Origin of the sequence: Achromobacter seleniivolatilans (assembly GCF_030864005.1) — a bacterium.
Lineage (GTDB): Bacteria > Pseudomonadota > Gammaproteobacteria > Burkholderiales > Burkholderiaceae_B > Achromobacter > Achromobacter seleniivolatilans.
In genome coordinates, this window is the sequence record NZ_CP132976.1 from 2014755 (window position 1) to 2037036 (window position 22282).

14 protein-coding genes and 1 pseudogene are annotated in these 22282 nt (G+C 61.1%); 6 read left to right on the forward strand and 9 right to left on the reverse strand.

Annotated features, from left to right (window positions below; all coding sequences use genetic code 11):
* Positions 1-5: 5 nt before the first annotated feature.
* The 6 genes from msrA (at position 6) to RAS12_RS08895 (ending at position 6969) form a co-directional block, all read left to right on the forward strand.
* Positions 6-710: a peptide-methionine (S)-S-oxide reductase MsrA gene (gene msrA, locus RAS12_RS08870; RefSeq protein WP_306947347.1), complete on the forward strand. Its 705-nt coding sequence runs from the start codon at positions 6-8 to the stop codon at positions 708-710.
* A gap of 238 nt (positions 711-948) precedes the next feature.
* Positions 949-1392 carry a DUF695 domain-containing protein gene (locus RAS12_RS08875; RefSeq protein WP_306947348.1) on the forward strand — a complete coding sequence of 148 codons (444 nt, stop codon included), beginning with the start codon at positions 949-951 and terminating at the stop codon, positions 1390-1392.
* Between the two features lie 200 nt (positions 1393-1592).
* Entirely contained in the window at positions 1593-2108 is a 516-nt protein-coding gene (locus tag RAS12_RS08880) for a sigma-70 family RNA polymerase sigma factor (RefSeq protein WP_306947350.1), read from the forward strand.
* Positions 2105-3157, forward strand: coding sequence for a FecR domain-containing protein (locus tag RAS12_RS08885; RefSeq protein ID WP_306947352.1), 1053 nt, complete (start codon positions 2105-2107; stop codon positions 3155-3157). Before RAS12_RS08880 ends, RAS12_RS08885 begins: the two co-directional genes overlap by 4 nt.
* A 123-nt stretch (positions 3158-3280) precedes the next feature.
* Positions 3281-5740 (forward strand): TonB-dependent siderophore receptor, encoded by a 2460-nt coding sequence (locus RAS12_RS08890; protein ID WP_306947353.1) that lies wholly within the window; start codon positions 3281-3283, stop codon positions 5738-5740.
* Positions 5740-6969 carry a PepSY-associated TM helix domain-containing protein gene (locus tag RAS12_RS08895; protein WP_306947354.1) on the forward strand — a complete coding sequence of 410 codons (1230 nt, stop codon included), beginning with the start codon at positions 5740-5742 and terminating at the stop codon, positions 6967-6969. Before RAS12_RS08890 ends, RAS12_RS08895 begins: the two co-directional genes overlap by 1 nt.
* An 873-nt stretch (positions 6970-7842) precedes the next feature.
* On the opposite strand, the gene RAS12_RS31030 is transcribed toward RAS12_RS08895, so the two are convergent.
* From RAS12_RS31030 to RAS12_RS08930, 9 genes and pseudogenes are all read right to left on the reverse strand, one after another.
* Positions 7843-8190, reverse strand: a complete 348-nt coding sequence (locus tag RAS12_RS31030) for an Imm8 family immunity protein (RefSeq protein WP_371321262.1) — start codon at positions 8188-8190, stop codon at positions 7843-7845.
* A gap of 11 nt (positions 8191-8201) precedes the next feature.
* Positions 8202-8501 (reverse strand): hypothetical protein, encoded by a 300-nt coding sequence (locus RAS12_RS08900; protein WP_306947356.1) that lies wholly within the window; start codon positions 8499-8501, stop codon positions 8202-8204.
* Positions 8492-8677 carry a hypothetical protein gene (locus RAS12_RS08905; protein ID WP_306947358.1) on the reverse strand — a complete coding sequence of 62 codons (186 nt, stop codon included), beginning with the start codon at positions 8675-8677 and terminating at the stop codon, positions 8492-8494. Before RAS12_RS08905 ends, RAS12_RS08900 begins: the two co-directional genes overlap by 10 nt.
* Before the next feature lie 635 nt (positions 8678-9312).
* On the reverse strand, positions 9313-9678 hold the full coding sequence (locus RAS12_RS08910) for a hypothetical protein (RefSeq protein ID WP_306947361.1): 366 nt from the start codon (positions 9676-9678) through the stop codon (positions 9313-9315).
* Between the two features lie 2 nt (positions 9679-9680).
* On the reverse strand, positions 9681-9971 hold the full coding sequence (locus RAS12_RS31035) for a deaminase domain-containing protein (RefSeq protein ID WP_371321263.1): 291 nt from the start codon (positions 9969-9971) through the stop codon (positions 9681-9683).
* A gap of 536 nt (positions 9972-10507) precedes the next feature.
* Positions 10508-10714, reverse strand: a pseudogene (locus RAS12_RS08915) (transposase); the annotation flags it as partial.
* Positions 10715-10769: 55 nt separating this feature from the next.
* Complete coding sequence (locus RAS12_RS08920) at positions 10770-11306, reverse strand: DUF2247 family protein (protein WP_306947363.1); 537 nt, start codon at positions 11304-11306, stop codon at positions 10770-10772.
* A gap of 1 nt (position 11307) precedes the next feature.
* Entirely contained in the window at positions 11308-21705 is a 10398-nt protein-coding gene (locus RAS12_RS08925) for a hemagglutinin repeat-containing protein (protein WP_306947365.1), read from the reverse strand.
* A 90-nt stretch (positions 21706-21795) separates the two neighbouring features.
* A complete protein-coding gene (locus tag RAS12_RS08930) occupies positions 21796-22227 on the reverse strand; it encodes a ShlB/FhaC/HecB family protein (protein ID WP_306947367.1) in 432 nt (143 codons plus the stop codon).
* Positions 22228-22282: the final 55 nt, after the last annotated feature.

Here is a 22282-nt window from a genome sequence, read left to right on the forward strand (position 1 = left end):
ACGCCATGACCCCCACCCACAAGCCCCGCCCCCTGCTCGCGCTACTGGCCGCCGCCTGCGGTCTGCTGGGCGCGGGCGCCGCGCAAGCCGCCGAAACCGCCTTCATCATTCCACCGCCCGCGATGGATCAGACCACCACCGCCGCCGCCACAGAAAAAGCCGTGATCGCCGGTGGCTGCTTCTGGGGCGTGCAAGCGGTCTTCCAGCACGTCAAGGGCGTCACCAGCGCCGTGTCTGGATATGCCGGCGGCAAAGCAGACACCGCCAACTACGACACCGTCAGCGGCGGCCGCAGCGGCCACGCCGAAGCCGTCGAAATCAGCTATGACCCCAAGCAGGTCAGCTACGGCCAACTGCTACAGATCTACTTTTCGGTAGCGCATGACCCGACCCAACTGAATCGTCAGGGGCCGGACAGCGGCACGCAATACCGGTCGACGGTATTTCCAGAAAGCGACAGCCAGCGCAAAGTGGCCGAGGCTTACATCGCCCAACTGAACAAGGCCGGCGTGTACTCGAAGGCGCTGGCAACCACCGTCGAACCGCTGCAAGGCTTCTACCCGGCCGAGAGCTACCACCAGGATTATCTCGTCCGCCATCCGTACAGCATGTACATCATGGTGAACGACATCCCCAAGGTTGAAAACCTGGCCAAGACCTTCCCTGACAGATATCGGGACAAGCCGGTGCTGGTTGGAGACAAGGGGTAGAAGGGTCGAGCGGAATCGCGCCTCGCCAAGCACCCAGCGGGCGCGCTTGTGCGGAGTCGCGTCCGCTCGCAACCAGGACCGATGGCTTGCGATAGACTCCCGGGCTTGTTCCTGAACACGACCTTCATCCATGCCCCGAACGGTTTTCGAGATTCCCGTCATCAGAACGTGCGCAGAAGGTGCCCTCAGGATCAACCTCTGAACCAGTCAGTTCGGCTTCTACACAGGAATTTATTCAATGAGCAGCATTTTTCCAGGTGATCTGTGGGCGGTGGGTGAAACACGCGTCAACGATTTGTCGGTCATCGTTCGTTTTCGTACCGAGCTGCCATCGGCGGCTGATCGCGAGCTCAATGAGAACCTGATCATTATTTCCTGGCCCTATATCGGCATCGCGTCCGGCATGCCCAATGACGAAGACAAGAAGAACACCAATAGCTTCGAGGAAGCCATCGAAAATGGCTTCGAAAACTCCAGCATCGGAGTGCAGGTGGCTTGCCTGACGGGCAATCATTTGAAGGAATGGCGTTACTACACCCATGACGTCGAGGCCTTCCTGGACGCGTTCAATGCCTGCTTGGCGGAGCACCCTGTTTACCCCATCAACCTGCGCATGTTCCAGGATCCCGATTGGAAAGCCTTATCGGAATTGCAGCCCGAAGGTTCAGGACAGATTCACTGAAAGACGTTCAGCAACGTCTGCGCGTCACGCATAGGGTAGGAAGGTATGAGGCCAGATCCGGTGCATTCGAAACCGCCAAAAGCAGTTCGCTGAAGAAGCCAGCGGAAATTTCCAGCCTCTGATAATATTCACAAAATGAATGTCGTTCTCATTTAGAGTTTCCCCCTACCTCGAGTCCGCGGGCCACTGTGGATTGCACCGTGCCCGTCCCAAACCCCTCGCTTTGCGTCGAAACCCTATATAACGACCATCACGGCTGGTTGCGCGGTTGGCTGCGCAGGCGGTTAGGCGACGCCCACCAGGCAGCCGACCTGGCGCACGACACCTTCGTGCGGCTACTGTCTCGGGACGAGCACGTAGCCATTCAAGAGCCTCGCGCCTATCTGACCACCATCGCCCAGCGTGTCGTGGCCAACCACTGGCGCAGGGAAAAGCTGGAGCAAGCATATCTGGAAGCGATTGCCCAGGACCCGCAAGCCCTCGCGCTGTCTCCCGAAGACCGCGCCATCCTGCTGGAAACGCTGGTGGAGATCGCCGGCCTGCTCGACGGCCTGCCTGTGCTGGTCAAGCGCGCCTTCCTGCTGACCCAGCTTGACGGCCTGAACCACGCTCAGGTTGCCGAAGAACTGGGCATTTCCGTCACCACCGTCAAGCGTCATATCGCCCGCGCCGCACGGCAGTGCTACTTCCCGGACGCTTTGCCGGTTAAGGCATGAGCGCTGCCTCCCATCCAGGCCGGCGTTCCGGTCCAGCATCGCAAACCACCGCGCCCGTCCCCGCGAACGTCGCCGACCAGGCCGTGCAATGGCTGATCGAACTGCAAGCTGGCGAACCGTCTCCCCGCATGCGGGAGCAATGGCTACGCTGGCGCAGCTTGCACCCAGACAACGAACGCGCGTGGCAACGCATCGAGTCCGTCAACGGCAGCATGCGCGGTCTGCCATCGCCGCTTAAGTCTGCCCTGGCGCAAGCTACGCTCACACCCAAGCACTCTGCGCAACGCCGACATGCCGTGAAGACGCTTGCAGCGCTAGTGTTCGTGAGCGCGGGCGCTTGGACCGCGCAAGAACTGGTGCCGTGGCGTCAATGGACCGCGCAACATCGCACCCGCATCGGCGAGCGCAACACGCTGCTGCTGGATGACGGCAGCCAGCTCGTCATGAACACCGACAGCGCTATCGACGTGGCTTTCACAGCTTCAGAACGCCGGATTCGGCTGGTGGCTGGAGAAATCCTGATCACCACCGCTCGGGGTCCGCAGGCTACGGCACGCCCTTTTCTGATTGAAACCGCGCAGGGCGAGGCCCGAGCGCTCGGCACGCGCTACGCCGTACGGCAACTGGCCGACGCCACACTGGTCAGCGTTTATGAAGCGGCCGTGGACATTCATCCTCGGCGCGCCGGGGAACGCCATCTTGTCTTGCTGGCCGGTCAGCAATCGCAATTTACCGCCACGGAGATCACCTCCCCCTGGAACACGGAAGAAAGCAATCCGGCATGGGCGAGCGGCATGATCATCGCCCGGGGCCTGCGGCTTGCGGATTTTCTGGCCGAGCTCGGGCGTTACAGCCGTCTACCCATCAGTTGCGACCCAGGGGCCGCCGATCTGCGCGTTTCAGGGTCCTATCCGCTTGCCGATATCGGCAAGGTGCTGGACACCCTCGCCACCCTATTCTCGCTGGAGGTCCAGCACGTCACGCGGTTCTGGGGCGAGAAATCGCTGCGCCTGACGCGGACTCAGTCAGGAACGAACAGAGTCAGCTGAACCGGGGCGTAAGATCCCCAGAAAGCTGCCGCTAATTATTTTTCCAGAATGTGGTCCGTTTTTGAATTTCGCGGGACATACAAGATGAGAGCAAACATCTTCAACATCCCCGGAAGGTCGAAAATGGGTAAACAGAAGGCGTCCAGACGCCAGTCCAGTCAACGCCGCGCTCGCGGCGCCATGTCGCAAGTCATTGTTCGGGTGGCCCTGGGCGGTGCGCTTGCCGTAACGCTGGCCGCCACGGCGGGGCCCGTCCTGGCACAGGCCCCGTCCTCCCAGATCCGCAGCTACAACATTCCTGCGGGTACGCTTGAAGACGCCCTGAACCGGCTGGGAAGCGAATCCGGCGCGCTGCTGTCGTTCAGCACCAGCAGCACGGCGGGCTTGAGAAGCCCGGGCCTGTCGGGCAGCTATTCCGTCCAGGACGGCCTGGCGGCGTTGCTGGCGGGCAGCGGCTTGGAAGCCACACGCCAAGCCAATGGTAGCTATGTCATCCGCCGTCCCTCGGGCGCGGCCGCAAGCGGCGGCGTGGCGACCCTGCCCTCGGTCACCGTGCGCGGCAGCGGCACCCTGGACGACGCCTTGGGCCCAGTGCCGGGGTACGTCGCAAAACGCAGCCTCACGGGCACCAAGACCGACACGCCCCTGATCGAAGTCCCGCAATCCATCTCGGTCATCACCGCCGACGAACTCGGCGACCGCAAGGCGGAATCGCTGGACGAAGCCTTGCGCTACACCGCAGGCGTCACGCCGAATCAGCGCCCGCTCGGCAGCGATGATTCATCGATGCTGCGCGGCTTCACTATAGAAACCACCGGCATTTTCCTGGACGGCCTGCGCAATTCCGGACGTACTTTTTCCTCCTCCATTGAGCCCTATGGGCTAGAACGCGTAGAAGTACTGCGCGGCCCCTCCTCTGTGCTGTACGGGCAAGTGCCGCCCGGTGGCATGGTCAATGCCGTCAGCAAGCGGCCCACAACCGAACCCATACGCGAAATCGGCGTCGAGTACGGCACCTACGACCGGCGCACCATCAAGGCCGACTTCGGCGGCCCCATCGACGAAAGCGGCGAATGGAGCTACCGCCTGACCATGCTGGGGCGCGAGTCCGACACGCGCCTGGACCATGACAGCGACAATCGCCTGTACATTGCGCCCGCGCTCACCTGGCAGCCCAGCGCCAATACGCGGCTGACGCTGCTGGCGCGCTACCAGAAAGACAACCAGCAATACGCATTTCCGAATCAGTTGGAGAACCCTGGCCCGCAAGGCCAGGTCGATCCCTCGGTCAATGTCACCGGCTACGACAACCGGTTCAAGCGCGACAACAAAATGGTCGGGCTGGACTTCGAGCATCGCTTCAACGATACCTGGTCCTTCCGCCAGAACCTGCGCTACAACCGCCTGAAGAACGAGCGCACCGATCTGTTCCCTGCCGCGCTGGTCGACGGCTCGATCATCGAACGCTACTTCTGGCCGGTGAACACCGAGTCCGAGAGTTTCTTCTCTGACTCGCAGGTGCAGGCCAACTTCCGCACCGGCCCACTGGCCCACACGGTGCTGCTCGGCATGGACTACACCAAGATCCGCAACACCGACAGCTACCCTTATGAAATCGGCTTTGTCGAGCCGCTGGATCTCTACAACCCCGTCTATTCGCGCCTGCCGCTCGTGCCAGCTGCCGATCCGACCCGCGAGCGTTCGCCGTCCAAGCAACTTGGCTTGTACGCGCAAGATCAATTGAAGTGGGACAACTGGGTGTTGACGGCTGGCGTGCGGCATGACCGCGTCCAGCAATCCAGCGCCACAACCGACCTGAATTCCGGCGTCAAGACGACCGGATACGACCAGTCGCCCAACGCCACTACGGGCCGGGCAGGCTTGGTCTATCTGTTCGATTCCGGCTGGGCGCCTTATATCAGTTACGCCACATCGTTCTCGCCCGAGCTTGGCAACTCCGTGTCCGGCGCGCCGCTGATTCCGTCGCGCGGCCGGCAGGTGGAAGCCGGCGTGCGCTATCAGCCGGCCAACCAGCGCAGCATGTACACGGCCTCGGTGTTCGACATCACGCGCAAGAACGTGACGTCGGCAGTCATCGGCAACCCCGGCAAGGTGAACCAGACGGGTGAGATTTCTGCACGCGGCTTCGAGCTGGAAGCGCGTACGGAACTGACCGCTCGCCTGAGCGTGATCGCGCAATACACCTACCTGGATACCGATATCAAGAAGAGCAATAACGGCGACCAGGGCCTGCCGCAAAAGGGCGCGCCCAAACACAGCGCGTCGGTATGGAGCAAGTACACCTTCCCGGTCGGCGATTCCGTGCAGGCCTACACCGCGCTGGGCGTGCGCTACCTTGGCAAGATGCGTTCCAACTCGGATGGCAACAATGAAAACATCACCAACCCCAGCCTGACCCTGTGGGACGCCGCCGTGGGGCTGGAGCGCGGTCCCTGGCGCGTCTCGGTGAACGTCAACAACCTCTTCAACAAGCAGGCCTTGTTTGATTGCGGTTATCTGGAGGGCGTCTGCTACCGCAGCGCCGAACGCACCGCCAACCTCAGCGCCTCCTACCGGTTCTGATGCGCGCGGCGCTGATACTGGCACACCGCTATGCAGGGCTGGCGCTTGCCGGCTTTCTGTTCCTGGCCGGCTTGACAGGCGCCCTGCTCGCCTGGAACGACACACTGGACGCGCGCCTCAGCCCATCGTTGTTCCATGCCCGCGCGCCCGCACCGAACGCCGCGCCGCTGGACCCGCTGCATCTGCGGGAGCTGGTGGCGCGGGCATTTCCAGACACGCAGGTGCTGTATGCGCCGTTGACCGCCGCCCCTGGCGACGCCTATGTCTTCTATCTGCAGGCCGCCGCCGGCGCATCGCTGGCCAACGATCAGGTGTTCGTCGACCCCTACACTGGCGTCATTCTGGGCGCGCGCAAATGGGGCGATATCAGCCAAGGCGTCAAGAACCTGATGCCGTTCATCGAACGCCTGCATTACTCGCTGGCCTTGGGCGACGCCGGCACCTACTTCTTCGGCATCATTGCGCTGCTTTGGACGTTGGACTGCTTTGTCGGCGCCTGGTTGACCCTGCCGCCGCCCGCAGGCTCTCCTACGCCCGGGCGCCGCAGATCGTGGCTTGCGCGTTGGACGCCCGCATGGAAGCTGCGTTGGAGCGCGGGAGGCTACAAGCAAACTTTCGACCTGCACCGCGCCGGAGGATTGTGGCTGTGGTTCATGCTGTTCGTGATTGCGTGGAGCGGCGTCTCGTTCAACCTGCCCAGTGTCTACGAGCCCGTGATGAAGACGCTGTTCACGCACCAGCCGGGCGAAAGCGCGCTGCCCCCGCCCGGCACGTCCAATCCGAATCCCGCCATTGACTGGCAGGCGGCACGCGCGACCGGCCGGCGCCTGATGGCGGACGAGGCCCGGGTCCATGGCTTTCACACGATCGAAGAAACCGGGCTGCAATATGACCCGTGGCGGACCGTCTACACCTACACCGTGCGCAGCACCCTGGACGTGCGCGAGCGCAATGGCCTGACCATGGTGATGTTCGACGCAAACACGGGTGCCCGCCTGAGCGCCTGGATCCCGACGGGAGCTGCCGCCGGAGACACCCTGCGCTCCTGGCTCGCCAGCCTGCACATGGCGACCATGTGGGGATGGCCCTTCAAGCTTTTCATCTGCGTAGTGGGTTTGATGGTGGCTATTTTGAGCGTCACCGGTGTGATGATTTGGAGAAGAAAACAGAAGGGCCGCCTGCGGAGCCGTGGTGCTGTTGCCGCTCACCGGCACGTACGCTGGTGGTGATGGTGATATTGGCGGTGCCGGTTTGCACTGCTACAAGCAAAAACAAAAGAGGTGCTGGGCACTAGATGCTGTCGCTTAACCTCTCGCACCGCTTCTTCCAGCGGTAAGAATGTCGAATGCCCTCGGGATTACGGCTTACAGGTCCAAGATTCCGCGTATTCACTTAGCTACTTTGGCGTCAAGTGCTTAACTATTTCCCAAGTATTTATCATCGCGGGGGAAAAAGCTAAACCATACTAGCCTATTTTTGTTTAAGTAAATACGCCGAGCGGGATATTCCCTCGATCGTTTTTATCGGCGCGTAGCCGTTTTTTGGCGTTGTCTTCATCGAAGACTGCGATATCGAAGGTGTGAAGCACGATCCAGCAACAGCGGACGATCTGGTCATAACAATACTAAAGCAATGGCCCACTGTCCGTGGGCTTTACTTTTTTCCTTCAAATGGTTTTACCCCTACGGTGGAGGCCTTAGAAGAATACATACCAATCGCTCCAACAACCATACCAACGAGCGCCAAGATATATATATCAAATCTCAAGGCAATAGCACAGAGCACTATACCAACAACAGAAAATAATATACGAATCGGACGGATAAAATTCCCATTTTTTATCAACATTACACATCATCCCTATTTATTTATCATATTTGTGACAACGTCATGGTCTATAGAGAGAGGGAGAAAGGTGTTGCAGTAAGCAGATATAGCAGAACCGGCACAGGGCCGGTGTCAGCTCAACTCGAAACCTCTGCCGTTCTTGGACGTTGACGTAGGGGCACGTAAGATGTCGCGGCTCGTTCCGATTATCTATCCACCAATGCCCACTTGCCAGAGTCGCTTAAGAAAAAATCCAGTCAAAAAAACTCACCTATCTACGGCTTATATTCAACGAACTCCCACAAAAAGTACCTTGATAATTTATTTCCGATAGAATTCCAATCAGTCCCGCCACATTTGGAAATCAACTCGAGAACAGTTAACTCGATTTCCTCAAAGTCATAATCCCTAACAATAAGAAATCCTGCTCCGGAAAATGGAGTATGCGCGTGGCTCTCCAACCATTTAAAATTACAAACGCACACCTCAAAGTTGTCCGCACCAATCGCATCCTCGACGCCAATTCGCAACCTGAGCGTTATGCAAAATGCATCAGGCAAATTCGCAGAATAATCTCTAACGTCAACTTCATCGCTTGATATTTCTCTCAATTGAGCTCGCAATTTCGCTTCCCTTATTTCGTAACATTAAGGTGAACGTTCCCGACCTCCACCCTTTTTCCTTGGCTCTGATCAATTACATAGGTTGATCGAATCCTGAACTCTCTTCCACGCCAGGTCATACAGCTCCGCGTTTTCCTTCCTTGGTGGAGCTTGCGCCCGGCCAGCATGCTGAGGTTGTCGGCGTCCACGCGCGATACGCCAGAAATGTACGAACCCAAGGTCGCACCGTGGTTCTCCAAAGAGGATGTGGACGTCAGCGTAATGTCGCGGCCCACCGACAGCGCGACATTGTCGCCCTTGATCAGCGACACCAGGTGGGTCCGTTGTGCTGGGCGTGCAGTTGCTTGTACTGGCTGTCGTTGTCGCCGAAGCCTTCCAGGAATCGCTGGCCTGCGGTGGCCAGGATCTGGTCGGCGACGAGTTTCTGTTCATAGAAGCCGTAGCCCAGGAGTTGGGCCACGGTCAAGGTCGCATTTGCGGGCAGCAAGGTGGCCGCCGTCGTCGCGAGCGAAGTCTTCCAAGCCAGTTAGCTCACAGACCGCCGGCTACCGCCCGAATCACATCACTTCTAAACGCCCAACGGAGGGTGCGGCAGCAATTCGACCGCAAGCGCCTGCCTCTGTGCTCTCGCATCACTTGCCGTACGCATAGCTCGGCTCAGCAAAGCGAAGCACGCCAAACTTCTTGCATTGATAAAAGGGCACTTCTCAGTGCAACGGTAGCGGCTTGGCGGTCTTAGCATCGACTGGGCGGGCTTTGATAGTTGCTTTGACTCCCACCGCGTCCTTCGCATTCGGGAGTTCGCTATTCAGCACTTTGCACACCGCTTCGGCTGCATCAGAAGCAGGACACGCGGTTCTCGCGCAAAGCGTCCTAATACCGTAGGTTTTATTTTTTAAAAATCGCAGCGGATGTGCAGATAAGATTCGTGCGAATCGAAATTTGATGTTGAAGCCTTAGGATGTCAACCGGCAACAACTTCAAATATAAACAGATTAGACAATTAGCAATCGACCAGAAATCGAAAACCATGAAGGAGGATTTTCGTTCATAATTTACATCGCAAATATCCCATCATTCGGTAAGAATGCAGTGCGGAACATCATCCAACACGGATACACGTTAGCGCTGGTAGCGATCAATCAGCCCAAGAATTTGAAGATCTGCAAAAAAATCCCCCTTATCTTCATCTGACAAGTCACACGCCATATTATTAATATCGTTAGCCTTTAGAATCCGATCAATAGCGCTTAAATGATATTCCATCGCATTGCCCCCCCGACCCGCGCGCAGCATCAGAGCAATAACTTCTAGCATCAAATTTTCAATAGGCCGATCAAACGTGCCTTCCAGCTCCTCGTACGCATAGCCGACCTCGCTCTCCCCCGCAACCCAGGGGCTATGATGCTGGAGTTTCTCCCGACAATAACTGTAGTAGCAGCCTAAGAACTGCTCACGTATTTCTCGGTACCCGACTATGCCATCCATCACTATTCCTTTTTTGAGAGGACGCACCAACCTTCATTATTATCCATAATATTCGCCGTTATATTGGGATATTTATAAATAAGTTGGTCCACCACGATCAAACAACTCTTGCATACCGGCTTTTCAGTAAATATATTCACCTGCCTTCGCCATTGCGTTACCGCCCAACTAATCTGTATTATTATCCCGGCTTTTCTCCGAGTTCCTCCCGAGAGCCGGCACATCCCTCCTCCCCCTTCAGTCTTCTCGCTTCGCAGCCCCGCCCTGCGGGTCCTTAAGATATCGGTCGCCATATTTTTTTGCACCGAGCGATTTCTTGGATAGATATACCAATACGCAGAAAACCAAGAGATTCCTCGTACACAAGAAGGCTTGCGACTTCCACCATTGGCTCACTACCGAAAAACACATTGCCCGTGATTTTGCACTTGTGGAACAAGAAGCTCTGCCCCCCACCTAGCGGATAAACTCAGTCAACTATCAACAGCTCTGTCGGCGGATTCTGCCCTAGGATTTCTGTCCCATTGGCCGCAAGCAAAGAAGCGTTCCTCACGGCATACGACGGAATCCCCTTAGTGCGTTCGGCTTGAGCGCCTCCCTTTGCTGCCAAGTCAGGTACTGCCAAATCCCGCACGCCACCGCTCTGCATGAACGATATGTTTGGTAGCTTGTCGCTGATAATGCGGGCAAGCATGTAGTCCTGTGCTGCTTCGGGAGTGTCAGAATTTTTGTGTTTTAGGCATTGCTCTTAAATTGCATCCCTCGCGAAAGGGCCAGCTGCGAATCGATACGGATTCGGGATAATTCGGTATTCATAGGGGACAGCGAACTAGTGCATCGCGTCGGTCCAATGATGCGTGGCCGATCCCCATTTGGCGGCGATGTTTTGCAACGCAAACCACACCAGCAAAATGGCCGCATCATCGCGGGAAAAGTGGCCGTGCATTTTGATGATCTTGCGCAGTCGCGGGTTGACGCTTTCTATCGCATTTGTGGTGTAGATCACACGACGAATCGCAGGCAGAAATACGAAAAATAACGACATATTCCCAGGCGCCTCACCAGTCGTTCTAAAAATTTCCCCCATCACCTTATTTCGTTCCTGCCCCACCCTTATTTTCTGATCTTAAATAATCGGCAGCGCCTTCCAAATAACTATTCCAATTAGAAAAAAGCCGCTCCATATTCTCTTTTGCAGAGTGTTCCCCAGGCCTATACCCATCTTGCGGGGGCATATAGCGAACGAAATTTTCCACTTCCTCAGGAAAATCAAAGTCTTCATAAATCAATTCAACGATCTCCAGCGGGTCAGCGATATCGTCTTTATTTTCAAATAACCATTTGAGAGCAATGAAAAGCCATTTTTTTTGCGAGTTCAAATCATCCCGCTCGCCTTCGTGATCCGCAAGGGCGCACAGCTTCCCCTCAATTTCCACAACATCCAATTCACCCAAGCAAATTAGGTCCACCTCTAACGGATTGACCGAACCCCGAGACACATAAAATGCTGCCAAATCTACAATGAAACTCCAATCCACGAGCTTTCGCTCATAACCCCAAACAACATCTCGCCAACATAAATCCAAGTAATTGCAAATAAATGAGTTAGGAATCACAGGAAAATACATATCACTTCACCCTAGGCGCGCGTTGATTCGGGATTCCATTTATCAACCCATTCTCGATAAATCTCTGATGAGTCACTTTACTCGACGGATCAAGGATGTATTCATATATACCTGGTTTTCCATTAAGACCACCAACTGTTTGCAGTAATATTCTATCCACCCCATCCCCACCTTTGATTGTAAAAATCTCACCCAACGCAAGCTGTTCCTTGGTAAGAAAACTAGCTGCAATATGCGACGTATCAGCTTTTAAACCGCTGCCAACACGATTAGCGGACAATATTCTATCTGCAATGCTGTTTATATCATTCGCGACGACGGCTTCGCCAACGATTTTGGCATTGAACCTCTGAAATATTTCAACCAGCCTCGGCGTACCTAGCATCGAGTACGCAACTTCCTTATCTATGCTTGCCAGATAACTTGCCGCACCTCTAACAATTTCGTCATCAGTAATTCCATCGCGCAATTGAATAATCTGGCGATTTATCAGATCTACACTTGAAGGATCATCCTGATAGAACTTCTTCGCCACTTCAAGAGAGAGAATTGCATCATTGATACTCGAAAACTTCGAGACACAATCAGCACCGCACGGTTTGCCTAGATAAGTTTCCGCGACTGTAACTTTTCTACTAGCGTTTTCTCCAGGCGTTTTGATGCCAAAACGTGCTTGCTGCTCGGGCGTCCACGTGCCATCTACGTTGCCATTTAGCAGATAGTTCCGCCTTTCCTCGGGACTGGCCAAAAACAAGCCCGCCGACTTGTTCTCCGCGATGTACTGTCGTGCAAACTCATCACTGTTAGCGCTGCCGGCTTGGTCGGCCCGCTCATCAACAATCCCATAACCTGCAGACAGAAGGCGCTGATATGCTTCTTCAAGTGAAATGCTTTGTCCGGTGGCCTCCGCAACGTATTTCTGCATCCCTTCTGCGTTTTCCTTCGCCCATTTCCGTTCGTCCGGATGCAACTGCCGGTTGTACATATCCGCAACAGCCGCACCTCCCGCCCCGCTAACGCCACCAACCGCACCCCCGGCAGCGCTCGCAACGACGTTCAATATCACTTTCGTGACTTGATCACGCATGTCCCCAGATAAGCCCGCAACCGCAAGTTCGACCTGATCTCGCACCAGATTGGTGGCCAAATCTCCAGCAATGGTCCCCGCAATTGCACCAGCAACGTTCCCGCCCCCCAATGCCGCACCAATGCCCGCAATCGCGGCATGCATGGCAATCGCCCCTGCTTTGCCCTCTCCCCAGAGATCAGGATCATCCTTCTTCAAATCCTTCAGCACATCCCCCGCAATCTGCATCCCCAGCTGACCAAACGCCTGCTGGAACTCCAGTTGCTCGCGGACCTTGTCTTTGTCGAAGATCTGCCCGATGCTGCCATTCGCGCCGGCGGTGTCCCGGCTCAGGCCGGCCGTGCTGTCGCGGCCTGTGCCCTTGTCCGAGCGCACCTCGATCGTGCCCGGCGCAATCGCGGCGTACGTTGTGCCGGAATCGCTGCCGCTGGTATGGCCAAAGGTCAGTCCCGAAGGACCGAGTCCATTTGCCCCGCCTTTGCTGGCAACGTCGAACGCACCCGACATACCCAGGTTCACGCCGACGGTCGTGGACTTATATGCGGCCTTGTTCTCCAAGTCAGTGAAACCGAACGTCTCCGTCGACAGCTTGTTCTTGGCTGCGTTTGCGTCGCTGGCGATTACCGCGCCGTCCAATTGCGTGTGCTTGCCGACGTAGATGTCGAAGCCCCCAGTCCCTGCATACAGGCCCGACTGTTCGATGACGCTGTCGTAGTTCGACTTGGTCTTGCCGATGCTGGCGCCGATGTAGGCGCTGCCGGTCATGGAGCCAAAGCTGAAGCTGCCGCCCGCGTTAACCTGGCTTTGCTTGGCGTTGTAGCGGTCGGTGTCCTGCTGGCTGGCGATGGTCAGGTTGCGGCCGATGTCGGCACGGATGCTGTCGGCGCGCGCTTGTGCGCCGATCATCACGGTGTCGCGGCCCGAGATCAGCGTCAGATTGTCGCGAGCGCTGACCTGGGTTTCCTGGTAGGTCGTGCCGTTACCGTTGGCGTTGCCTTTGCCCGCGTAGCCGCTGGCGAAGATGTTGATGCCGCCGCCGCTGCCGCTATCGGACACGCCGATGCCCACGCCCACCTTCCAGCCGCTGTTCTTGTTGGTCGAAGTTTCCGTGGAGGTCTGCGCCTGGCTCAGAAGATAGAGGTCATTGGTTGCCGCCAGCAGCACGTTCTTGCCAGTGACGTCGCTACCGATAATCGACAGATTGCCGGAACCGGCAACTCCCTTCTCGCCTAGCGCCACAATGGATACGTTGCCGCCCGCCATGATCGACGACCCAAACGCGGTATCTTGCGTGCGCTTGGTCTCGCTGACGGATTTGTTGGAGCTCAGGCTGATCTGGATCTGGGCGCTTGCGGCTTCTTTGTCCGCCGCCGTTGCCTTTTCACCATTGGCCGCGTCCATCGCGCGATTGGCCTGCACCGCCTGATATGCAGCCTGCCCAACCTTGACGGCCGCCAACCGGCTGCTCTTGGCTTCGCCGGCTTGGCTGAGCGTGCCATGAATCTGTTGCGCTGCGCCCAGCATGCCCCCGGCGACGCCTATCGTGATACCGGATTGCTTGAACTCGTGATACTCGTGCTGGCGGGCTTCGCCCACACCGGCAACGATTGCGACGTTGCGGCCGGCGATCGAGATATCACCGTCCTGCGCCAGCACCTCGCTGGCAAACACGCCGACATCGCGCCCCGCATCGATGGTCACGTTGCCGCCGACGCTACCCACGGTGCTGCTGGAATAGCCGCCGCTCTCGCCCTTCATCCAATCGGTTCGCGCTTGCTTGCTGTAGCCGATGTTGAAACCACCGCCCCCGCCCAATCCCGATTTCGTGACTTTCTCGTATTGATAGTCCTTATACGATTCCGTCGCAGCCGCGATGGTGATATCCCGATTGGCCATCAGCAATACGTCGTTGTCGCCGATGACGTTCGACCCTTGCACGGTCAAGTCACGCCCTGCCATGAGCGCCACCGTATCGCCCATGAAGTTGGAACCCTTGGCTAGGGTCCAATCGCTGGACGTCTTGGTGTGCGTGGTCTTCGACGACATGAAGCCACTGGTCTTGTAATGGGTTTCGCCGTAGGCCGAGCCGGTCTGCACGCCAGCGGTCAGGTTGATGTCCCGGCCTGCACCCACGGCGAGCTGTTGTCCGGCGGTGACGTCGGCTGCGCGCGCATTGACGTCCTGGCCCGCGATCAGCGTAACGTTACCGTCGGCAGCGATGGTCGAACCAATCTCGCTACTGGTACTCAGGTCATGCCGGTTCTTCTTGTTGCCCACCTGCGATTCGCCGTGGCTTTCCTCCAGCGTGGCCAGGGTTATGTCCCGGCCCGCCTGGATGCGCACGTCGTCCTTGGCGGTGACTTGCGCGGCCGTCAAAGTCAGATCGCGCCCGGCCTGCATGCTGAGGTTGCCGGCGTCCACACGCGATACGCCTGAGATGTACGAGCCCCAGGTCGCGCCGTGATTCTCGGACGCCGACGTAGATGTCAACGCGATGTCGCGGCCCGCAGACAGGGCAACATTGTCGCCCTTGATCAAGGACACCAGGTTGGCCAGGTCCTCGCGCGCTGCCAGATCGACAACGGCGCCCTGGATCAGGCCGCCTGCCTGATTGACGATATTGGCGGCGGTCATAACGGTAGCGTCGCGCGAGCCGATGGTGCCGCTGTTATTGATATCGCCGTCGGCCGCAAGCTTGACGTCGCGGCCGGCCATGAGGGTGCCGTCGCCCTTCAAGTCACCTTCGCGCACCAGCAGGTAGACCTGCGGGACCAGCACAGTTTCGGTGGTGCCGTCGGGCAGCGTCACAGTCTGTTCGACCAGCCAGACGAGGTCGGTGTTGAGCTGGCGCTGCTGCGCTTCGGTGAGCGCTGCGCCGAGTGTGATGCCATTGTCCAGAGCGAACTGCGCGCCGTTGGCTAGCAGTTGCTTGTACTGGCTGTCATTGTCGCCGAAGCCTTCCAGGAAGCGCTGACCGGTTGTGGCCAGGATCTGGTCGGCGACGAGCTTCTGTTCATAGAAACCGTCGCCCAGACGACGAGGCTGGCCAGACGGGGTGAGGAATTTTGCGCCGGACGGAATCAGGGCATTCAGGCCGCCGGGACGGTTGCCCAGGCCAGCATTGACGGTTCCAGAGGCGCCACTGTTGCCGACGGGTGCGCCAGGCTGCTGCAGCAGGTCAAACAGGTAGTCGCTGGATACGGTCGGGCGATTGCCGACGAAACGCGGATCGGTGGCGACCACGTAAGGCGCGTCGGGCCGGCCATTGACGGCAAAGAGCTGGCTGTCCGGGATGGTGGCCGGGTTGGATACGCTACGCACAACGCTGCCACCCGGCAGGCCAATGCTGGCGATCAAGACGGGGCCAGGCGCGCTGGCGCCGGTGGCGCCGGGCGCGCCGCCAGTGAGTGAGATCGGGACATAACCGCCGGAAGTGCCGACGGGCAGTTCGATAGATTCCGCTGCCAGGGTCTGCTGGTAGTCGCTAGAGTATTCCTTGCGGTCGCGGTCGCGGGCCTGGGTGACGGTGGCGGTGCCGGCACGCGTGACCACGCGCTGGCCGCCAGCGCCGATGTTGTTGATCGCGGGGCCAGTGACTGACAGGGCGCCGCCCGCGGCGATCTGGCTCTTATCGTTGGTGACCGTGCCGGTGAGCGTCATGGACCCGCCCGACAAGATCTTGGCGGGGTCCGATGAGACGGTGCGGGTTTCGGTGACGGTTTCGTCCACCTGGTAGTAGGTGAAGGTGCCTACGAGACGGCTGTCGAAATCGGCGTTGAATTCTCGGATACGCTGGTCCAGCTCGATATGCGGGGTTCTATACGCCGCGTATGCATCTTCGTATGCTTGGCGGCGGGCCGCTTCAGCAGCGCATTCGGCCGGGCCAAAACAATCACGCATCGGCGGTACCCAGACTGGCATGGCTCCGGACGGCGGTGCGACGCCGAAGACGGCCCAGATCGGGGCATCGTTGCTGTAGAAGAATGACTCGGGAACGGGCCAGCAATCGCCGCCGTTGTCCCCGCCCGAACACGCAACGGTTTCGGGCGTAAAGGTGATCGGTATCGGCGCGGTTTCGCCAGCGCGGCCCTTCTTGTTCGGCACATAATCAAACGGTGGCCCATATCGCGATGCCGGATACCTGTCCGATGGCCGCAGGAAACGGCGTTCAGGATCGTCGTCCAGCCACGCAGGAACCTTGCCGCACATCGGCGTGACCTGGTCGCAGAACCAGTTGGTCTCCATGTCGTACATGTCGGTCGTGCCCGCGGGGGTCACGTACAACTTGGGGACCGTCAGCACCGGCAGCGTCTGGCTGACGAAGTTGGTGTTGACGTTCTGCAGCGACGCAGCCGAGATAGCCGCGTTACCAGCCGCCTCGATGGTGGCCGAAGCATTCAGCAGCGCCACAGTCTGGCCGATGGCTTTGCGGTTCGCGTCCAGCGCCCCACCGATGCGCAGGTCGGCGCCCGCGTAGATCAGTGCGTGCTCGCGGTTCACCAATGATCCGACGCCCAGGTCCAGGTCGCCGCGCGAAGCGATGACGGCGCCGCCGCCCGGACCCGCGCCGTTGACGAGTTCTCCGGCGCGGATGGAAATGGTGTTGCCGTAGATGCGGCCAAAGTTGTCGACTCGGCCGGCGGTGATGCTGGTCGAGCCGCCATCAATGAGGCCCGAGTTAGTCAGGCCGTTGGTAACGTTTATGGTGTTGTTGCGCCCGGCCAGCAGTTCGCCGCTAGTCTGGTTGTTGAGTGACGCGGCGGAGATCGTCAGGTCGCGTCCGGCGCTGACCGTGGCGCTGTTGTCCATGGCGCCGCCAACGGACATGCTCAGGTCGCGGCCGGCGGCGATGTTGCCGGTCTGGTTAAGCGAGCCCGTGTAGGTGAAGGACAGGTCCTGCGCGGATTGCAGGGCGCCCAGGCCTTGCAGGGTTTGGATCATGACGGTGAGCCGTTCGCCCGCCATCACCTTGCCCTGGTTGTTTTTCAGGAGCGCGGCGTCGACGGTCGCGTAGCGCTGGGCGGCGACTTCGCCGCCGGCGTTGTCCAGTTCTCCGGTGATGATCGTAAGGTCCTGGCCGGCGCTGATGGAGCCGCCCTGGTTGTTGACGCGGTCGGCGACGATGGAGACCAGCTTGCCTAGCACGCCCTTGGGCGGCGCGGAAGCGGCGGTCAGCGTGGCGCTGTTGTCCAAGCTGGCGGCGTTCAGGGTCAGGGTTTCGTCGGCCTGGATCAGGCCGCCCCGGTTGTCGACGGCCCCCGGCGTGGCAAGGGTCAGGTCCCCGCCTGCCAGCGTGCCGCCAGCGTTGCCGACGCGCGACGCTTCGATCTGCACGTCGCCGGCGGCGGCGATCAGGCCCGAGGTGTTGTCCAGTTCGCCGCTTAGTTTCAGCGTGGCGTCGCCGGCGGACGTGAGTTTGCCTCCCTGGTTGCGCAGGTTGGCGGCGCCGATGTCGAGGCTGCCGCCGTGCAGGATGGCGTTGCGCGTGGCGATGTCGCCGGGCGAGGCGAGCGCGAGTTTGCCGATGGCGGACAGGTTGCCGCCGGACAGGTCCATGCCGCCCGCAGCAAGAGTCATGTCCTTGCCGGCCGCGCTGATGCCCGGATGGGTGATGAAGGCTGCGGTCAGTTTGACGCTGCCCGGCAGGCTGAGCGTGCCGTCTTCGCCGACGCCTGCGATGAAGCGGCCGGTGTTGCCCAGCGCGCCAACGGCGGTGGCGTTGATATCGCCGCCCGCCAACACGGAGCCGGTGTTGTTGAGGGTCGTGCCCGCCAGCAGGGTGGCCCCGCCTGCGGCCGACAGGATGCCCGCGTTCTGCAGCGCACCGCCTGCCTGGAGGTCGATGGCGTCGGCGGCCTGGATGCGGCCGCTGGCGGTCGTGGTCAGGTTGCCGTTGGCGTTGATGGCGACATTGCCCGCCTGCGTGGCGGCGACGCCACCCAGCGTGGCGTCGGTGCCCGCGCGCAAGGTCATGCCTAGTCCGGCGGCGGCCGATCCCAGGGCGTGCAGCGCGCCGCCGGCGGTGGCGGCGAGCGTCCTGCCCGCCTGCTGGTTCGACGCGGCGCCCAGGACCAGGTTGCCCCGCTGCGTGTCCAGCGTCAGGTCGCCCTGCAAGGCGGCGACTGTGCCGTCTACGCTCATGCCGTCGCCAGCTTGGAGCGTTTGCGTGATGCCCGCCAGCATGCTGCCTGCGGCGATCAGCGTTCCTTGCGCCGTGCCGGTGAGCGTGCCGGCGGCTTGCGCTAGCCCTGCGGCGCCCACGGCCACGTTGCGGCCCACCAGCGTCAGGTTCGCGTCGCTGGCCGCAGTGCCGTCCACGCGCGCATCGCGCGCGGCGGACAGCATCATGTCCTGCACCGAGGCCAGCGCGCCGGCGGCGACGAGGTCGCGCCGAGCTTGCGCCGTGAGCGTACCTGCAGCCTGCACCTGCCCGCCCTGCTTGACGGTCACGTCGCGTCCGCCCACAAGCAGGTTGCCGGCGGCGGCGGCGCCCAGCGCGGCCGCCGTGCCGCCCAGGCGCGCATCGCCCGTTGCCATCAACGTAAGGCCGCCGCCCGCGACGATGACGCCGTCGGATTCCAGGTCGCCGCCCGATTGGGCGGTCAGGTTCTGCGCGGCCTGCATGCGGCCGGCTGCGCCGACGCGCAACTGCCCGCCGGCGTCGGCCGTCAGGCTGCCTGCCAGCGCCGCCACCGTGCCGTCGATGCCAAGGTTGCGCGTTGCGGACAGGCTGGCGGGGGTGCCCGCGGTGACGATGCCGGTCACGAACAGGTCCCGGCCCGCCTGGGCCTGCAGGATGCCGTCGGCGCCCTGCGCCATGTCGGCGGTGCCGGCCGTGCCCGCCACGCGCAGGTCCTGGTCCGCGCTCAGGAACAGCTTGCCGCTGCCTTGCGCCAGCGCACCCTGCCCGATGGTCAGGTCCGTACCTGCTTCGGCGCGCAGGGCGCCGTTGGCGACCGTCTTACCGTTCAGGTCGGCGCTTGCCCCCGCGGACAGGAGGATGTCGGTTTCACCGGAGAGGGTGCCGTCCGCAAGCAGCTTGCCGCCGGCCTGCGCGGTCAGTTGCCGTCCCGCCTGCAGCACGCTGGCGCTGCCCAGCGTCATATCGCCGCCGCTGGCGGCCTTGAGCGTGCCGGCGTCGGCCAGCAGCGTGCCGTCCACGCGCAGGGCATCCCGTGCGCTGACCTGGGCGGATTGGCCCGCGATGAGCATGCCGGCCAGCGATGCGCTGCCTGCGTCGGCCATGACCGAGCCGTCGGCCTGCGCGCGCGATGCGGAAGATGTCGTCAGCCCCTGACCGGCCTGCAGGCGCAAGTTACCGGTGGCGAGCGTCTGGCCGTCCAGCGACAAGTCGCGCACGGCCTGCAGCGACAGGTCTTTCAGGGACGTGATCTTGCCGATGCTTTGCAGGTCGCCGCCGGCACTCAGGCCGACGGGGCCGGCTGCGGCCACTTGCGCCTGCGCGCCCACGGAAAGGTCGCCGCCCGCGGAGATATTCATGCCCCCGGACGCGGCCGAGACGGCGCCATCGATGGCCAGTTTTCCGCCGGCCGCCATGGCGGTGTCGCCGTTGGCGCGCAGCGCCCCGGCCAGCGCCAGGTCGCCGCCCGTCTTGGCGGCCACGGCGCCTTCGGCGTCCCATTGCGCGGATGCGTCCACGCGCAGGTCGCGTCCCGCGTCCAGGGCGAGACGGCCCGTGGCAGCGCCCTTGCCGGACAGCGCGGCGTCGCGCCCCGCCATCAGCGACACATCGCCGCGCGCGCCGACCTGGCCGCCCACGCGCAGGTCCGCGCCGGCGCGTATCGTCGCGGGTCCGCCCGACTGGATCTGGGCGGTTGTGCCCGTGGTCAGGTCCGCGCCGGCCTGCGCATGCAGCGCGCCCGCGGCGGTGACCTGCGCGGGCAGCGTCATGTCCCGACCGGCCATCAGGGCGATGCCGCTCCTGGCTGTCACCAGCCCGCTGGAATTGACGCCGGCCTGCGCCGCGCTACCGGGTGCGCCCGATCCCGCGCCGCCCGTGCCAGCACCAGCGCCCGCCCCTGTGCCGCCCGACGAGGTTCCGCCACCAGCAGAGCCCCCCGTGCCTGTGCCTCCGGAAGCCGGCGGTGTCACGCCAGGAGTGGACGCATTCCCGCCAATCCGCACATTTCGGCCAGACTCTGCGCGCACGTCTTGGCCGCCCATCAGCAGGGAGCCGCCCAACGTCAGGTCCTGCCCAGCCGCGACGCGTAGCGCACCCTGAGCCTGCACTGCGCCTTGCGCGGTGACGTTTACGTCGCCTGCGGCATTTACGTCCACCGATCCGCCGGCGCCGACCGCGCCTTTGATCTCAGCGTTGCGTCCCGCCGCTAGCGCGACGCCGCCCGCGGCCTGCACCGCGCCGTCCACCGCCAGGTCGCGCCCGGCCGCCAAGCGCAAATCGCGCGCCGCCTGCACGGCGGCGCTGGGCGCGATGCGCACGTCTCCCGACGCACTGACCTGCAGGTCGCCCGTCAGGGCCACCAGGTTGCCGCCCACGTTGACGCCAACGCCGGCCTCGGTTCCGATCAGCCGGATGCTATTTGCGTACATGCCGCCCAGTGCGGCGGTGTCCAGCGCCACCTCAGGCGCCGGGCCTTCGCCAGCCCGGGCCGACAAAGCGCCCGTCGCGTAATCTACACGTGCGGCACCCGCAGTCACGTTGAGCCGATCGGCCCAAACGCCAGCGTTGATTTCCAGTGACCGGGCGATCAAGTCGACTTGGCTGGCGCCGGTGCCGTTCAGGCCCTCGCCCTCGACGCGGATCTTGCCCGCAGCCACGTCCAGCGCGATGTTGCCATCGGGACCAACCTGGGGCCGTCCTGTCGTCAAGGTAGCGCGGTCGGCGTTCAGGAAGCCGCAGCCATTGCAGGTGATGCCCGCCGGGTTGGCGACGATGACGTTGGCCCGGTTACCACCGACTTCCAGAGTCCCCAAGAGTTGCGACGGGTTCGGTGCAGTGACCTGATTCAGAATGGTGGCAGCGCGCTGATTGCCCAGCATGACGTTGCCGGCCACCTGCCCCGCAAGCTGCGTCTGGCTGGCACCGCCGCTGTTGTTCAACACCACGCCAGATGGCCCCACGTTGAACTGGGTGTAGCGGTTGTTGGAGACGCCTCCGGCCGAGGGCGGCGCGATGTTGACGACGGGCACGCCGTTCGTCACGCTCACCGTCGGCTTCTGCCCGGACACACTCTTGTCGACCGAGATTGGCAAGGTCTGCGCCAGCACCGGAGTCCAGACTTGCGTGAAGACGATGGACCAGACAATCAACGAACTAAGCTTGGACATCATGCATACCTGATGAGCAACATCTGATTTAGAACTCGAACATCACGGCCATCGCGAAGACGGTGGACGCAGTTTTGAGAGATTCGGGTTTGTTCAGCGGTCAGCCGGCCGACAAGTCGTAGCTGGCATTGACGTAAGGCAGGGAGAGCCGGCCGAGATGCGCACTGGCGCGTAGCGCAGCATCGGTGTGCCGCCTGCAAGGGACTGCTCGGGCACGACAACTCGCGCGGTGACCTGTCCGTTATCGATCAGCAGGCCGATCAGGTATTCCTGCAACGCGCGCAGGAGGAAGCTAGGAGTTTCGGTGGAACGGCCAATTCCGCGCGTGCTTTCCGCCGTCCGGGAAGACAGCACATCCGGACCCTCTGCCGCACGGGCGCGCTGCGCGTCGGCTTCCTGTTCCTGGCAGCCGTGTCTTTCGGTCGCGCGCAAGGTACCGTCCGGCATCACTTGCGCCATCGCCGGCGCGCCAACCTCGGCCGCACAAAACATCGCCCCCAACCGCAACTGCCGGAATTTGCTCATACGACTGGACGCCCACGGATACCCGCTGAGGCGTCGTCCCCTGTAGATCTTGTTC

Excerpts from the sequence above, each read along its gene's own strand:
- msrA (WP_306947347.1), top strand. The coding sequence starts at position 6 with ATGACCCCCACCCACAAGCCCCGCCCCCTGCTCGCGCTACTGGCCGCC.
- RAS12_RS08890 (WP_306947353.1), top strand. The coding sequence starts at position 3,281 with ATGGGTAAACAGAAGGCGTCCAGACGCCAGTCCAGTCAACGCCGCGCT.
- RAS12_RS08885 (WP_306947352.1), top strand. The coding sequence starts at position 2,105 with ATGAGCGCTGCCTCCCATCCAGGCCGGCGTTCCGGTCCAGCATCGCAA.
- RAS12_RS08910 (WP_306947361.1), bottom strand. The coding sequence starts at position 9,678 with ATGGATGGCATAGTCGGGTACCGAGAAATACGTGAGCAGTTCTTAGGC.
- RAS12_RS08895 (WP_306947354.1), top strand. The coding sequence starts at position 5,740 with ATGCGCGCGGCGCTGATACTGGCACACCGCTATGCAGGGCTGGCGCTT.
- RAS12_RS08930 (WP_306947367.1), bottom strand. The coding sequence starts at position 22,227 with ATGAGCAAATTCCGGCAGTTGCGGTTGGGGGCGATGTTTTGTGCGGCC.
- RAS12_RS08925 (WP_306947365.1), bottom strand. The coding sequence starts at position 21,705 with ATGATGTCCAAGCTTAGTTCGTTGATTGTCTGGTCCATCGTCTTCACG.
- RAS12_RS08920 (WP_306947363.1), bottom strand. The coding sequence starts at position 11,306 with ATGTATTTTCCTGTGATTCCTAACTCATTTATTTGCAATTACTTGGAT.
- RAS12_RS31035 (WP_371321263.1), bottom strand. The coding sequence starts at position 9,971 with ATGGCGACCGATATCTTAAGGACCCGCAGGGCGGGGCTGCGAAGCGAG.
- RAS12_RS08875 (WP_306947348.1), top strand. The coding sequence starts at position 949 with ATGAGCAGCATTTTTCCAGGTGATCTGTGGGCGGTGGGTGAAACACGC.